The sequence below is a fragment of the Sinomonas cellulolyticus genome (assembly GCF_014656475.1).
Classification (GTDB): domain Bacteria; phylum Actinomycetota; class Actinomycetes; order Actinomycetales; family Micrococcaceae; genus Sinomonas; species Sinomonas cellulolyticus.
Genome location: NZ_BNCM01000001.1, coordinates 84,648 through 98,075 on the forward strand (window position 1 = coordinate 84,648; position 13,428 = coordinate 98,075).

At 70.3% G+C, this 13,428-nt stretch carries 11 protein-coding genes; 7 read left to right on the plus strand and 4 right to left on the minus strand.

Going from position 1 to position 13,428, the window contains the following annotated elements; all coding sequences use genetic code 11:
- The first annotated feature begins 27 nt into the window (after positions 1–27).
- The 4 genes from rpoZ to IE231_RS00395 are packed head-to-tail and all read left to right on the plus strand — an operon-like array spanning position 28 to position 5,006.
- Positions 28–327, plus strand: a complete 300-nt coding sequence (gene rpoZ, locus IE231_RS00380; RefSeq protein ID WP_189691967.1) for a DNA-directed RNA polymerase subunit omega — start codon at positions 28–30, stop codon at positions 325–327.
- The gene (gene coaBC / locus IE231_RS00385) at positions 305–1,615 is read left to right on the plus strand and encodes a bifunctional phosphopantothenoylcysteine decarboxylase/phosphopantothenate--cysteine ligase CoaBC (protein ID WP_236662777.1); all 1,311 of its coding nucleotides are present in this window, start codon (positions 305–307) and stop codon (positions 1,613–1,615) included. Before rpoZ ends, coaBC begins: the two co-directional genes overlap by 23 nt.
- A 39-nt stretch (positions 1,616–1,654) precedes the next feature.
- Complete coding sequence (gene metK, locus IE231_RS00390; RefSeq protein ID WP_189691969.1) at positions 1,655–2,863, plus strand: methionine adenosyltransferase; 1,209 nt, start codon at positions 1,655–1,657, stop codon at positions 2,861–2,863.
- A 10-nt stretch (positions 2,864–2,873) separates the two neighbouring features.
- Positions 2,874–5,006, plus strand: coding sequence for a primosomal protein N' (locus IE231_RS00395; RefSeq protein ID WP_189691970.1), 2,133 nt, complete (start codon positions 2,874–2,876; stop codon positions 5,004–5,006).
- On the opposite strand, the gene IE231_RS00400 is transcribed toward IE231_RS00395, so the two are convergent.
- From IE231_RS00400 to IE231_RS00415, 4 genes are read right to left on the minus strand one after another with little or no spacing between them, the layout of a single operon-like run.
- A complete protein-coding gene (locus IE231_RS00400; RefSeq protein WP_229866399.1) occupies positions 5,003–6,106 on the minus strand; it encodes a glycosyltransferase family 4 protein in 1,104 nt (367 codons plus the stop codon). The two genes, IE231_RS00395 and IE231_RS00400, sit on opposite strands and share 4 nt — an antisense overlap.
- Positions 6,103–7,017, minus strand: coding sequence for an alpha/beta fold hydrolase (locus IE231_RS00405; RefSeq protein WP_189691971.1), 915 nt, complete (start codon positions 7,015–7,017; stop codon positions 6,103–6,105). Before IE231_RS00405 ends, IE231_RS00400 begins: the two co-directional genes overlap by 4 nt.
- Positions 7,018–7,021: 4 nt before the next feature.
- Positions 7,022–7,870, minus strand: coding sequence for an aldo/keto reductase (locus tag IE231_RS00410; protein ID WP_189691972.1), 849 nt, complete (start codon positions 7,868–7,870; stop codon positions 7,022–7,024).
- Positions 7,871–7,909: 39 nt separating this feature from the next.
- Positions 7,910–8,899 (minus strand): sugar-binding transcriptional regulator, encoded by a 990-nt coding sequence (locus IE231_RS00415; RefSeq protein ID WP_189692273.1) that lies wholly within the window; start codon positions 8,897–8,899, stop codon positions 7,910–7,912.
- A 145-nt stretch (positions 8,900–9,044) separates the two neighbouring features.
- Here IE231_RS00415 and IE231_RS00420 point away from each other — a divergent pair, with 145 nt between their 5' ends.
- From IE231_RS00420 to glpK, 3 genes are all read left to right on the plus strand, one after another.
- Positions 9,045–10,829 carry a glycerol-3-phosphate dehydrogenase/oxidase gene (locus tag IE231_RS00420; RefSeq protein ID WP_189692274.1) on the plus strand — a complete coding sequence of 595 codons (1,785 nt, stop codon included), beginning with the start codon at positions 9,045–9,047 and terminating at the stop codon, positions 10,827–10,829.
- 69 nt (positions 10,830–10,898) lie between these two features.
- On the plus strand, positions 10,899–11,651 hold the full coding sequence (locus IE231_RS00425) for an MIP/aquaporin family protein (RefSeq protein ID WP_189691973.1): 753 nt from the start codon (positions 10,899–10,901) through the stop codon (positions 11,649–11,651).
- 48 nt (positions 11,652–11,699) lie between these two features.
- A complete protein-coding gene (glpK, locus tag IE231_RS00430) occupies positions 11,700–13,247 on the plus strand; it encodes a glycerol kinase GlpK (RefSeq protein WP_189691974.1) in 1,548 nt (515 codons plus the stop codon).
- The last annotated feature ends 181 nt before the right edge of the window (positions 13,248–13,428 follow it).

Here is a 13,428-nt window from a genome sequence, read left to right on the forward strand (position 1 = left end):
GCAACGAAGAGCATTGGAGATTCCACCGTGTCCTCGAACCCCGAAGGCATCATCAACCCGCCGATCGACGACCTTCTGACCAAGTCGGACTCGAAGTACGGCCTCGTGATCTTCGGGGCCAAGCGGGCCCGACAGATCAACGCCTACTATGCCCAGCTCCACGAGGGCCTGTTCGAGTACGTCGGCCCCCTCGTGGACACGAAGCTGAACGAGAAGCCGCTCTCGATCGCGCTGCGCGAGATCAACGAGGGCCTCCTGGAGGCAACCCCCATCGTCGCCGAGGACGCCCCGTCCGAACTTCCGGCTGACGAGTCCGAGGCCGAGTAGGGGCCGGGGGAGCGTGCGCGTCGTCCTGGGGGTCGGCGGCGGGATCGCCGCATACAAGGCGGCACTCCTGCTGCGGCTGTTCACGGAGGCCGGGCACAGTGTGACCGCCGTGCCGACCGAAGCTGCCCTGCAGTTCGTGGGCAAGGCTACCTGGGAGGCGCTCTCGGGCAAGCCCGTGCGCACCGACGTCTTCGAGGCCGTCGAGTCGGTTAACCATGTCCGGCTCGGGCATGAGGCCGATCTCGTCGTCGTCGCACCGGCCACTGCGGATCTTCTCGCCCGCGCCGCAGGCGGGCACGCGGACGACCTCCTGACCACCACGCTTCTCATGGCCCATTGCCCGGTGCTGCTGGCTCCCGCGATGCACACCGAGATGTGGGGCCACCCTGCCACGCGGGCCAACGTGGCCCTCCTGCGCGAGCGCGGCGTCCACGTCCTCGACCCGGACGTCGGCCGCCTCACCGGACCGGACAGCGGCCCCGGGCGCCTCCCCGAGCCCGAGGCGATCTTCGCGGCAGCATTGGCCCTCGTTGATCAGGCCTCCGACGGCGCATCGGGCGTCGGTGCCCTCGCCGGGAAGCACGTGCTCGTCTCAGCCGGAGGAACGCGCGAGCCCATCGACCCTGTCCGCTTCCTCGGCAACCGCTCCTCCGGCAAGCAGGGCTCAGCGATCGCGCGGGCCGCACTCGAGGCGGGTGCCAGGGTGACCTTCGTCGCAGCCCATCTCGACGTCGCTCCGCCGGCCGGCGCGGAGACGGTCCCCGTGGATTCCGCACTCCAGATGCGCGACGCGATGCTCGCAAACGCGCCCGGCGCGGATGCGGTGGTCATGGCGGCCGCGGTGGCAGACTTCCGCCCCGCGGAGCTGCTCGGCAGCAAGCTGAAGAAGCGCGACGACGCCCAGGACCCCGTCATCGCCCTCGTGCGCAACCCGGACATCCTCGTGGAGCTCGTGGCGCGCCGGAACGCCGAGGAGCCCTCGCAGTTCATCGTCGGGTTCGCGGCGGAGACCGGCGACGAGCAGGGGAGCGTCCTCGAATACGGGCAGGCGAAGCTGGCCCGCAAGGGATGCGACCTCCTCGTGCTCAACGAGGTCGGCGCCGACGCGAGCGGGGCCGAGCGTGTTTTCGGCCGCGACAGCAACTCCGTCCAGCTCCTGTCCCGCGGAGGGGGCGACCCCGAGCACGTGGCGGGCAGCAAGGACGAGGTGGCGCGCGCCGTCGTGCGCCGCATCTCGCAGGAACTGGCCGCGTCCCGCGGGACCGGGCCACGAGCGCAGAGCCAGTAGAGTAGACCAGTGACCCACGCTTCCGCTCCTTCTTCCGGCTTGGCTTCATCCAATCCCACGGCACTGCGCCTCTTCACGTCCGAATCCGTGACGGAGGGCCACCCGGACAAGATCTGCGATCAGATCAGCGACTCGATCCTCGATGCGCTGCTCGCGGCGGACCCCGACTCGAAGGTCGCGGTCGAGACCATGGCGACTACTGGCCTCGTGCACGTCGCGGGCGAGGTCACAACCGACGCCTACGTCGAGATCCCCCAGATCGTGCGCAACACCATCCTCGGGATCGGCTACGACTCGTCGGCCAACGGCTTCGACGGCGCCCGGTGCGGCGTGTCGGTGTCGATCGGCCAGCAGTCCTCCGACATCTTCGAGGGCGTCTTCAACTCGCTCGAAGCCCGTGAAGGCACCATGGAGGACGAATACGACGCCCAGGGCGCGGGGGACCAGGGCATCATGTTCGGCTACGCCTCGGACGAGACGGCCACGTACATGCCCACGCCGATCTGGCTCGCGCACCGCCTGTCGGAGCGCCTCACGGAGGTCCGGAAGAGTGGCGAACTGCCGTACCTCCGCCCGGACGGCAAGACGCAGGCCACCGTCGGCTACGACGGCGATCGCCCCGTGAGCGTCGAGACGATCGTCATCTCGAGCCAGCACGCCGAGGGAACCGACCTCGCCACCCTCCGCGCGGACCTCGCGGACCACGTGGTCAAGCCCGTGCTGGCAATGTCGGAGCTCGAGTCGGACCACGTGCGCAGCATCCTCAACCCTGCGGGCGCCTTCATCATCGGCGGCCCGGTGGGCGACGCGGGCCTCACGGGCCGCAAGATCATCGTGGACACCTACGGCGGCTTTGCCCGTCACGGCGGCGGAGCCTTCTCCGGGAAGGACCCGTCGAAGGTGGACCGCTCGGCCGCGTACGCAATGCGCTGGGTCGCGAAGAATGTGGTGGCGGCCGGCCTCGCGCGCCGCGCCGAGATCCAGGTCGCCTACGCGATCGGGCAGGCGCGCCCCGTGGGCATCTACGTGGAGACCTTCGGCACCGAGAGCGTGGACCCCCTGCGGATCAGCGCCGCGATCAACGAGGTGTTCGACCTCCGCCCGCGCGCCATCATCGAGGCCCTCGACCTGAAGCGCCCGATCTACGCCAAGACCGCTGCCCACGGCCACTTCGGCCGGGAGGAGCCCGACTTCACCTGGGAGCGGCTGGACCGCGTGGCGCAGCTCAAGGACTTCTTCGGCGCCTGAGGCGGAGGCGATGACTGCTGGCCAGCCGCACGCCGCGCCCGTGCAGCCCTCGCTCCTGAGCGGCTTCCCTGCGGCCGAACTGCCGCCTCCGGGGCCCCGCCCCGCAGAGAGCCTTCCGGTGGCCCGGGTGTGCGTCGAATCGCCCCTTCCACAGCTGGACCGGCCCTTCGACTATCTCGTCACTGAAGAGCTCGACGCGGCGGCCCTCCCTGGGGTGCGGGTCAAGGTCCGGGTGGCAGGGCGCGAGCACGTCGGATTCCTCCTCGAGCGGCTTGAATCGTCGGACTCCGGCGTCACGCTCTCACCCCTCAGTGCCGTCCTCTCGCCGCTTCCCGTCCTCGCCCCCGAGATTGCAGAGCTGGCCCGCGCGGTCGCTGAGCGCTGGGCCGGCGCGCTCGGCGACGTCCTGCGGTTCGCAGTGCCCCCGCGTGCGGCGCGCGTGGAGGCGGAGTTCGCTGGCCGGCTGCGCGAGCGGGACGAGCGGGGAGATCCGGACGGTGTCGCGCACGACGCCGCGTGGTCGCCGACCGCCGTGCCCTCGCCTGGCGCTGCACCTCCCCAGGGCCCCGCGAGTCCTCAGGGCCCGGCGGGCTGGGACCGCCTCAGGAACGGTCCCGCGTTTCTACGTCACCTCGCTGCGGGCGGCAGCCCCCGGGCGGTCCTCCAGATCCCCCAGGGCTATGGGCCAGCGGCGTGGCCGCACACGCTGGCGGCTGCGGTCGCGGCGGCACGCTCGTCAGGGCGGGGGGCTCTCGTCGTCGTCCCCGACCGCCGGGACCTCCTGCGCCTCCACGCGGCCCTCGAGGCTGCGCTGCCCGGGGAGCCGATTGTGCGGCTGTCTGCCGAGGATGGGCCGAGCACGCGCTCCCGGGGTTTCCTCGACCTGCTGACCGGCGCCGCCCACGTTGCCGTCGGGACGAGGGGCGCTGCGTTCGCGCCCGTGCAGGATCTCGGTCTCGTGGCGTGCTGGGACGACGGCGATGACCTCCACGTCGAGCCCCGCGCCCCGTACTTCCATGCCAGAGAGGTGCTCCTCCTGCGTGCCGAGCAGACGGGGTGCGCCCTGCTCCTGGCCGGCCATGCCGTCTCCGTCGAGGCGGAGCGCCTCGTGGAATCGGGATGGCTGCACCGGGTCGCTGCAGAGCGCTCCGTACTGCGCGCGGCGCTGCCCCGCATCACGAGCACGGCCGACAGCGTGGAGTCTGCGCGGGATCCCCTCGCCAGGATCGCGCGGCTGCCCCACACGGCGTGGCACGCGGCGCGCGAGGCACTCACGAATGGACCGGTCCTCGTGCAGGTCGCGCGGGCCGGCTACGCGCCGTCGCTCGCGTGCGGCACGTGCAGGGAGCCGGCGCGCTGCCGCCACTGCTCTGGCCCTCTGGCCGAGCAGGCGTCGGGCCGCGATCGGCTCGTGGTGTGCCGCTGGTGCGGGACCCCGGAGCTCGCCTTCTCCTGCCGGGTCTGCGGTGGTACCGCGCTCCGCCGCACGGCCATCGGTGCGCTGAGGACCGCGGAGGAGCTGGGCCGGGCCTTTCCCGGCTCGCTTGTCGTCACCTCCTCGGGGGACGCGGTCAAGTCGGAGATCTCGGGCGAACCTGCCCTCGTGGTCGCGACGGTCGGCGCCGAGCCGGTGGCCCCCGGCGGGTACGCGGCCGCCCTCCTGCTCGACGGCGAGGCGCTGCTGCGGCGGGAGAGCCTCCGGGCCCCCGAGGAGGCCCTTCGCCGCTGGCTCAACGCCGCCGCCCTCGTCCGGCCCGCGTCCGAGGGCGGCCGAGTCATCATCACTGCGGGGGAAGCCGAAGCGGTTGCTGCCCTCGTCCGATGGGATCCGGCCGGATTCGCGGCCCGCGAGCTGGCTTTGCGCCGCGAGCTCGGCCTGCCCCCGGCCGTGCGCATCGCTGCAGTGACCGGAGCGACGCCGGATGTCGAGGCGTTTCTGGCGGCTGCGCAGGACGTTCTGGGCGGACCGGGGATCCGAGTGGCCGGGCCTGTCTCCGGGGATCCGGCCCACGCCCTCATCTTCTTCCCCATCGTCTCGGGTCAGGCAGTCACGCGGGGCCTGCACGGAGTGCGGGGCGCCCTCGCGGCCCGCCGCACTGCAGGTCCCGTGGCCCTCCGGATCGATGCCCCGGATCTGCTCTAGCGGTGGAGGCCCCGCCTGGCCCGGCGTTGTCCGAAGGCCTCGATCGCCTCTCGAGCCGCGGCCAGGAGTGCCTCGGCGGAGGCGTCCCAGCTGAATGCCGCCGCCTGCGCCCGGGCGGCGTCTGATGCGCCCGTCCATGCTCCTGGGGCCTCGAGGGCCCGGACTGCGGCAGCGAACTCGGCGGGTGAATCAGGGTCCACGTACAGGGCGCCGCGACCGCCCACTTCCCGGAAGATCGGGATGTCGCTCGCGATCACTGGGGTGCCGAGGCTCATCGCCTCGACGAGCGGCAGGCCGTAGCCCTCGGACCTCGAGAGGCTCACCAGGGCGGTCGTGCGCCGCAGCAGCTCCTCGTACTCAGCCTCGGACACGCCGCCGTGGAACACCACGCGGGCGCCAGCGGGGATGAATGCCTCGAGCTCCGACCGGCGCGGCGGCGAGATGCGGGAGAGGAGATGGAGCTCGTAGTCGGGCAGCTGGGCCATGCCGGCGATGACGGTCTCGACGTTCTTGTACGGCATGAAGGAACCCATGTAGAGAAGGGTCTTCTCCGCCCGGCCGTCCACCTGGCGCGGCTGACGGCCGCCCTGGGGGGCGTTCCCGATGATCCGCACGGGCCGCCGGGTCAGCCGTTTCTCGGACATGAGCCACCGGGTCGTGTGGCTGACGGTGGCCACTACGTCCGCCCTGTCGAGCAGGATCCGCTGCGGCCAGTAGGCCTTGTGGTACAGCCTCCACAGCAGGCGAACCGGTGCGGGGAGGAAGCCCGGCGGATCCGGATGCTCGTAGTAGATGAGGTCGTGCAGCGTGAGGATGAGCGGATAACGACGACCCCACGACCCCATGGTCTGCATGGGGCAGAACACCACGTCGGGGTTGAGCCCGTTGACCCGAGCGGCGATGAACAGCTCGGCGGGGGAGAGCGGACTGCTGACCTTGACGTGGGGCACGTCCGGCAGCAGGGCCAGCTGGCGGTCGTCGTTGATGAGCACTGCGACCTCTGCACGCCGCGAGACGGCCTCGATGAGGCTGGCGCCGAAACGGCTGATGCCGTCATGCTGGTCCGTCCGGGTGAAGCGGGCGTCGATGAGGATCCTCACGCGGATGTGCCTCCGATGAAGTCGGCGATGGCCGCGGCCGCGGGACCCGGCGTCTCGTAGTGGATCAGGTGTCCTACACCGGGGATCACGGTGAGCCGCGAATCCGCGAGCCGCTCGTGCAGGCGACGGACGTCCGGCAGCGCTGCGACCTCGTCCTGCTCGCCGGCGATGAGCAGCACGGGGAGCGTCAGCGCATCGGCGGCCTCGGCGGCGTCGTGCGAGATCGACGCCCGGAAGGACTCGAGCAACGACCCGCGGGTGGCGAACTCACTGAAGTGGGCGCGGTGCTCACCGTGGACGAAGGCGCGAAGCCTGGGCTCGCGGCTCTTGGCCATCGCCTCGCTCATGAGGCGCACGACGGCGCGGCTGCGCAGCAGCGCGGTGCCGACGCGCGCCGGCAGCTTCGCGGCAGCCCAGTAGTAGAGCTCTGCGACCCTGCTCAGGACGGCCTTGGGCCCCTCGAGCGCCGGCGCCGAAATGGGGTTGACGAGCACGAGGCGCGTGAATCGGCCCGGATGCGCGGCGAGGAAGTGCGAGACGACGATCGAGCCGAACGAATGGCCGAGCAGCACCGTTTCGGGGCCCAGCGACAGCGCATCCGCAAGCTCCTCCAGCCACGCGCCGTAGCCGTCGATGCTGTGCTGGCCCTCCGGAAGCACGCCGGACTCGCCGAAGCCGGGCAGGTCCGGCATCACCACACGGACGTGGGGGAGGGCGTCGACGACCCGCAGGAGCCCGTGGTGGGTGCCGCGGAATCCGTGGATGGCGAGGATCGTGACGGGTCGGGGTTCCGGCCCAAGCGGCTCATAGGTGAACACCGCGGTGCGGGCCCCCGCCACGTCGAGGAGGCTGCGGTGCTCGCGCTGGGCAAGGGTGTCGGAGAGGAACATCTCGTGCTGCAGGGCGGTCATCCTCTCAGTTCACCGCGTCCGGATGGGAGCCGCTGCGGAAGCCCCGGTCAAGCCCGGCGATCCGCTCGAGGTCCTCTGGCGTGAGGTCGAAGCCGAATACCTCGGAGTTCTCCCGGATCCTCGCCGCGCTGCTCGCCTTGGGGATCACGATTGTGCCCTGGGACAGGTGCCACCGGATGACCGTCTGGGCAACGCTCACCCCGTGAGCGGCGGCGATCTCGCGCAGGACCGGGTCGTCGAGGACCTTGCCGCGCGCGAGCGGCGACCATGCCTCCGTGGCGATGCCGAGCTCCGCGTGGAGGTCCCGCAGCTCGCGCTGCTGCAGCCAGGGGTGGAGCTCGATCTGGTTCACCATGGGGACGGACCCGGTCTCGTCAACGAGACGCCGGAGGTGCTCCGGCTGGAAGTTGCTCACGCCGATCGCCCGGACCCTGCCGTCCTCGAGGAGACGGATGAGCGCGCGGTAGGTCTCGACGTAGCGGTCCCGCTGGGGGCACGGCCAGTGGATGAGGTAGAGGTCTACGACGTCGAGGCCGAGCGCGTCCTGGCTGAGGTCGAACGCCCGGAGCGTCGTGTCGTAGCCGTGATCGGTGTTCCACACCTTGGTGGTGATGAACACCTCGGCGCGGTCGAGGCGGCCGGAGGCATCGCCGTCGAGCATCGCCGCGCGGACGGCCCGGCCCACCCCCGCCTCGTTTCCGTACATTGCGGCGGTATCGAGGCTGCGGTACCCGGCCGCGATCGCCTCGGCGGCGAGCCGCTCGGCGTCCTCGGGCGGGACCTTGTAGAGGCCGTAGCCCAGCTGGGGCATGCCGACCCCGTGGGCGAGGCCGACCATGGGAGAGGCGAACATGGCTCCCACCCTACCGGGGCGCCGCGGCTGCGGCGCAGGCTACGCCTGCTCTGCGAGGACGGCCCGGCCCGTCGCCTCGTCCACGATGAGGTCGGTGACGAGGCCCGCGTTGAGGGCGCCCCTGAGCCCCGCAGCCTTGGCGGGCCCCGAGACGATGCACAGCCTCCGCGGGACCGTGCGCAGGGCGTCCAGATCCGGTCCGGTGCCCCGGGCATTGAGCCCGATGCCCTCCGAGGAGCCGTCCGCCCGGAAGAAGACCGTCGCAACATCTCCCACGACCCCCTCGCGGGAAAGGGATTCGAGGTCGGCGTGATCGAGGTAGCCGCCCGAGTAGACGTGGCTGGGAACGTCGGCGTCCACCGCACCCACGCCGAAGACGGCGAGGGACATGCGGGCCTGCACGTCCAGGACGCGGCGCACGCTGCGCTCGCGCCACATCCACTGCTTGGTCTCCGGCCGGTCGAAGAAGGCGGGAACCGGGAACTCCTCCACCTCCGCATCGAAGGCCCTGCCGAACCGGCGCATGATCTCGCTCGCGTACCCGAGGCCCATGGTCTGGGTGTTGGCGGCGCCGTTGAGCTGGACCACCGTCACCCCGTGGGTCGGCTTGCGGTTGAGGTAGCGGCTCATGGCGCTCAGGGTCGAGCCCCACGCGATCCCGATGACGCTCTGCGAGACGACGAGCGGCGTCAGCGTGCGCGCCGCGTACATCGCGACCCGGTCCAGTGTCTCTGCCTCGTTGTTGTTGTCCACGTGGGGCACGACGTGCACGCCCTCTGGAGCCAGGCCGAAGCGGCCGGCAATGGCGGTCTCGAGGGCGACCGCGGAGTCCACGGGGCTGTGGATCTGGATCTGGACGAGCCCCTCGTCCCTTGCGAAGGCCAGCAGGCGGGACACCGTTGACCGGGACGTGCGGAGCTGCCTCGCGATGCCGTCCATCGTGAGGTCCTGGAGGTAGTAGAGCCGGGCAGCGAGGAGGGCGTCCTGGTGACGGCGGGAGAGGGTGCTGTGTGAGCTTTCTCTCACCATTGCGGGGTTGCGGTCCGCATCGGAGGTCCTCATGGGACTCCCTTCTGCACGTTCGTGCACACTGCTTGAACTTCTTTCGCAGGTCTTCCAAGAATAGCTGCAAGTCCACTCACCAGCCCCGTGAAAGGGAGATCCCGTGAAATCCATCCACCGGACCGACTCCTCGCCAACGCCCCCTGTCGCGCCCCACGCGTCGGAGCGCGCCGGCGTCGCGTCGCTCAAGCAGCGCCCCGGCGCCAGCGTCCTCATCATCGGCGGCGGCATCAACGGCGTCGGCACGTTCCGCGACCTCGCCCTCCAGGGCGTCGACGTGGTCCTGGTCGAGCGGGGGGACTTCTGCGAGGGCGCATCCGGCGCCTCCTCCCACATGATCCACGGCGGCATCCGGTACCTCGAAAACGGCGAGTTCAGGCTCGTGAACGAGTCGGTCGTGGAGCGCAACCGGCTGCTCCGCATCGCCCCCCACTACGTGAAGCCGCTGCAGACCACGATTCCTATCTTCTCGACCTTCTCCGGGATCCTCAACGCGCCCCTGCGGTTCCTGACGCACCGGTCCGGCAAGCCCCAGGAGCGGGGAGCGGCGCTGATCAAGGTCGGGCTCAGCCTCTACGACGCCTTCTCGCGAAAGGGCGGCAGCGTTCCGCGCCATCGTTTCCTCGGGCGGAAGAAGGCTCTCGAGGAACTGCCCCGGCTGCGCCCGGACCTGAAGTACACGGCCACCTACTTCGACGCGTCCGTCCACAATCCGGAGCGTCTCACCCTCGACGTCCTCCACGACGGCCTCGCTGCGGGCACACATGCCCGCGCGGCGAACTACGTCTCCGCCGTGGGGGTCACCGCTGCGAGCCCGTCGGCGGAGGGAGCAGGGCACGACGGCGCGTCGGTGCGGCTCCGCGACGAGCTCACCGGGGAGGAATTCGACATCACCGCAGATGTGGTGGTCAACACCACCGGCGCCTGGGTCGACCAGACGAACGGCAGCTTCGGCGCACCGACCCGCTTCATGGGCGGGACGAAGGGGTCCCACATCGTGCTGGACGCCCCGGAACTGCTCGCGGCCTGCGCGGGCCGGGAGATCTTCTTCGAGCACAGCGACGGGCGGATCGTCCTGATCTACCCCATGGGGGACCGCGTCCTCGTGGGCACCACCGACATCGACGCCGGCGAGGATCTCACCCCCGTGTGCACCGACGAGGAGATCCAGTACTTCTTCGACCTGATCCACCATGTCTTCCCGACCGTGGCGGTGGACCAAGGCCACATCGTCTACACGTTCTCCGGAGTCCGTCCGCTGCCGCGGCACGACGACACCGCGCCCGGGTTCGTCTCGAGGGACTACCGGATCGAGCGCGCCGCGCTGCCCGGCGGCCGCGGCCAGACCGTCCTGAGCCTCGTCGGGGGCAAGTGGACCACCTTCCGCGCACTCTCGGAGCACCTGGCCGACGAGGTCCTCACGCTCGTGGGCCAGCAGCGGACGCAGAGCACGGCCGAGCTGGCGATCGGCGGCGGCCGGGGCTTCCCGGCGACGCCCGAGGGCGTGCAGGCCTGGGTCAAGGCCCACGTGGGCGGAAGCATCGACGCAGCGCGCGCCGAAGTGCTCCTCGGGCGATATGGAACAAGAGCTTCGGAAGTCATTGACTTCCTGCGTCAAGCGGACGACAGTCTGCTTCAGAGCACCAAGGAGCTGAGCGTCCGAGAACTGCTCTACATGGCGGAGCACGAGCATGTGGGGCACGCCATCGACATCCTCATCCGCCGCACCTCCCTGGCCTTCCGGGGACTCGTGACGGCTGAGCTTGTCGACGAGGTGGCCGGGCACCTTGCCGGTCCCCTCGGCTGGGACGCCCAGCAGACGCGGCAGGAGGCCCTGCACGCCAAGGCCGTGCTGGCCGAGCGCCACCGCGTGGAGATCGACCAGCTGGTCGATTGAGGCGCATCGCACCACACCCCGGGCCGGCGTGGTCCAGGGTGGCACCCGAACAAACACAAGGAGTCAAGGATGTCTCTAGGACTGGTGTTCCTGTCTGAAGTACTCGGCACCGGCATGCTCACCCTGCTCGGCTGCGGCGTCGTCGCCAACGTCGCACTCAAGGGGACCAAGGGCTACGCCGGTGGGTTCCTCATGGTGACGTGGGGCTGGGGGATCGCGGTCTTCTCCGGCGTCTTCATCGCCGCGAAGTCCGGCGCCCACCTCAACCCGGCCGTCACACTCGGCCTCCTCATGCACGGCAACGCGGAGTACGCCCCGGGGGTCAAGGTCGACGTCGCCTCGACCCTGACCTACTTCAGCGGCGAGATGCTGGGCGCCTTCCTCGGCGCCGTGGTCTGCTGGCTCGCCTACAAGCAGCACTTCGACCACGAGGACGACCCGGCCAACAAGCTCGGCACCTTCTCGACGGGCCCGGCCATCCGCAGCAACGGCTGGAACGTGGTCACCGAGATCATCGGCACCTTCGTCCTCGTGTTCGTGATCCTCTCCTTCGGCGGCACGCCGTCAGGTCTGGGCCCGCTCGCCGTCGCCCTCCTCGTCGTCGGCATCGGCGTCTCCCTCGGCGGCCCGACCGGGTACGCGATCAACCCGGCCCGCGACCTCGGCCCGCGCATTGCCCACGCCCTCCTCCCGATCCGGGGCAAGGGCTCCAGCGACTGGTCCTACGCCTGGATTCCCGTGGTCGGCCCGCTCGTCGGCGGCGCCGCGGCAGGACTCCTCGCGCGCTTCACCCCCGAGATCTTCGCCTCGGTCGTCAAATAGTCCCCAGCTCTTCCGCACCCCCTGAAGACTCATCCAAAGGAGCCATGAATGTCTGAATCAGCGCCCAGCGCGCAGCAGGGCAATGCGCAGTACGTCATCGCCATCGACCAGGGAACCACGAGCACCCGGGCCATCGTCTTCGACCACTCCGGGTCCATCGTCTCCACCGGCCAGCTCGAGCACGAGCAGATCTTCCCGCACGCCGGGTGGGTCGAGCACAACGCGAAGGAGATCTGGGACAACACCCGCGAGGTGGTCGGCCAGGCGCTCTCGAAGGCGAACCTGACGCGGCACGACATTGCCGCCGTCGGCATCACCAACCAGCGCGAGACCGCGGTGGTGTGGGACAAGACCACGGGCGAGCCCGTCTACAACGCCATCGTCTGGCAGGACACGCGTACACAGCCGATCGTCGACGAACTCGCGGCCGAAGGCGGCGTGGAGCGGTTCAAGCAGAAGGTGGGCCTGCCGCTGGCAACCTACTTCTCGGGAACGAAGATCAAGTGGATCCTGGACAACGTCGAAGGAGCCCGGGCCAAGGCCGAGGCGGGCGACCTGCTCTTCGGCAACACCGACTCGTGGGTCCTGTGGAACCTCACGGGCGGCACCGACGGGGGAGTGCACGCCACAGACGTCACCAACGCCTCCCGGACCATGTTCATGGACCTGGAGTCGCTCTCGTGGGACCAGGAGATCCTCGACGCCTTCGGTGTGCCGGCCTCGATGATGCCGGAGATCAGGTCGTCCTCCGAGGTCTACGGCACCGTCCACGGCTCGCAGCTCCTGCGCGAGACCCCCGTGGCGGGCATCCTGGGCGACCAGCAGGCGGCGACGTTCGGCCAGGCGGCGTTCGAGACGGGCGAGGCAAAGAGCACGTACGGCACGGGCAGCTTCCTCATCTTCAACACGGGCGAGGAGATCGTCCACTCGAAGAACGGCCTCCTCACCACCGTCGGGTACAAGCTCGGCGATGCGAAGCCGCATTACGCACTCGAGGGCTCGATTGCGGTCACCGGCTCGCTCATCCAGTGGCTGCGCGACAACCTCGGCATGATCCAGTCCGCGCCCGAGGTGGAGACGCTCGCCAAGACCGTTCAGGACAATGGAGGCGTCTACATCGTCCCCGCGTTCTCGGGCCTCTTCGCGCCCTACTGGCGCGCGGACGCACGCGGCGCCATCGTGGGCCTCACCCGGTACGTCAACAAGGGCCACATCGCCCGCGCCGCCCTCGAGGCGACCGCGTTCCAGACCCGCGAGGTGCTGGACGCTGTCAACGCCGACTCCGGGGTGCCGCTCGCCGAGCTGAAGGTCGACGGCGGCATGGTCGCCAATGACGCGCTGATGCAGTTCCAGGCGGACATCCTCGGCGTCGACGTGGTCCGGCCCAAGGTCATCGAGACCACCGCGCTCGGTGCGGCCTACGCTGCCGGTCTCGCGGTCGGGTTCTGGAAGGACCTCGGCGAGTGCTCGGCCAACTGGGGCGAGGACAAGCGCTGGAGCCCGAGCATGGACGAGGGCGAGCGCGACCGGCAGATGCGCCTCTGGAAGAAGGCCGTCACGAAGTCGATGGACTGGGTCGACGCGGACGTGAAGTAGCCCACAGCCGCGCCACGCGGCTGCCGCACCCCGGGCACGACGGCGAGCACTCGCCGTCGTGCCCGGGCCCTGCGGTACGATGGCAGGTATGCGTGGCATCCTCCTCCTTCGATAGCCGCTTGCGGGCCGATCCCTCCGGGATGACGGCAGCGAGCGGCAGCCCCTCCGTGTGAGGGGCTTT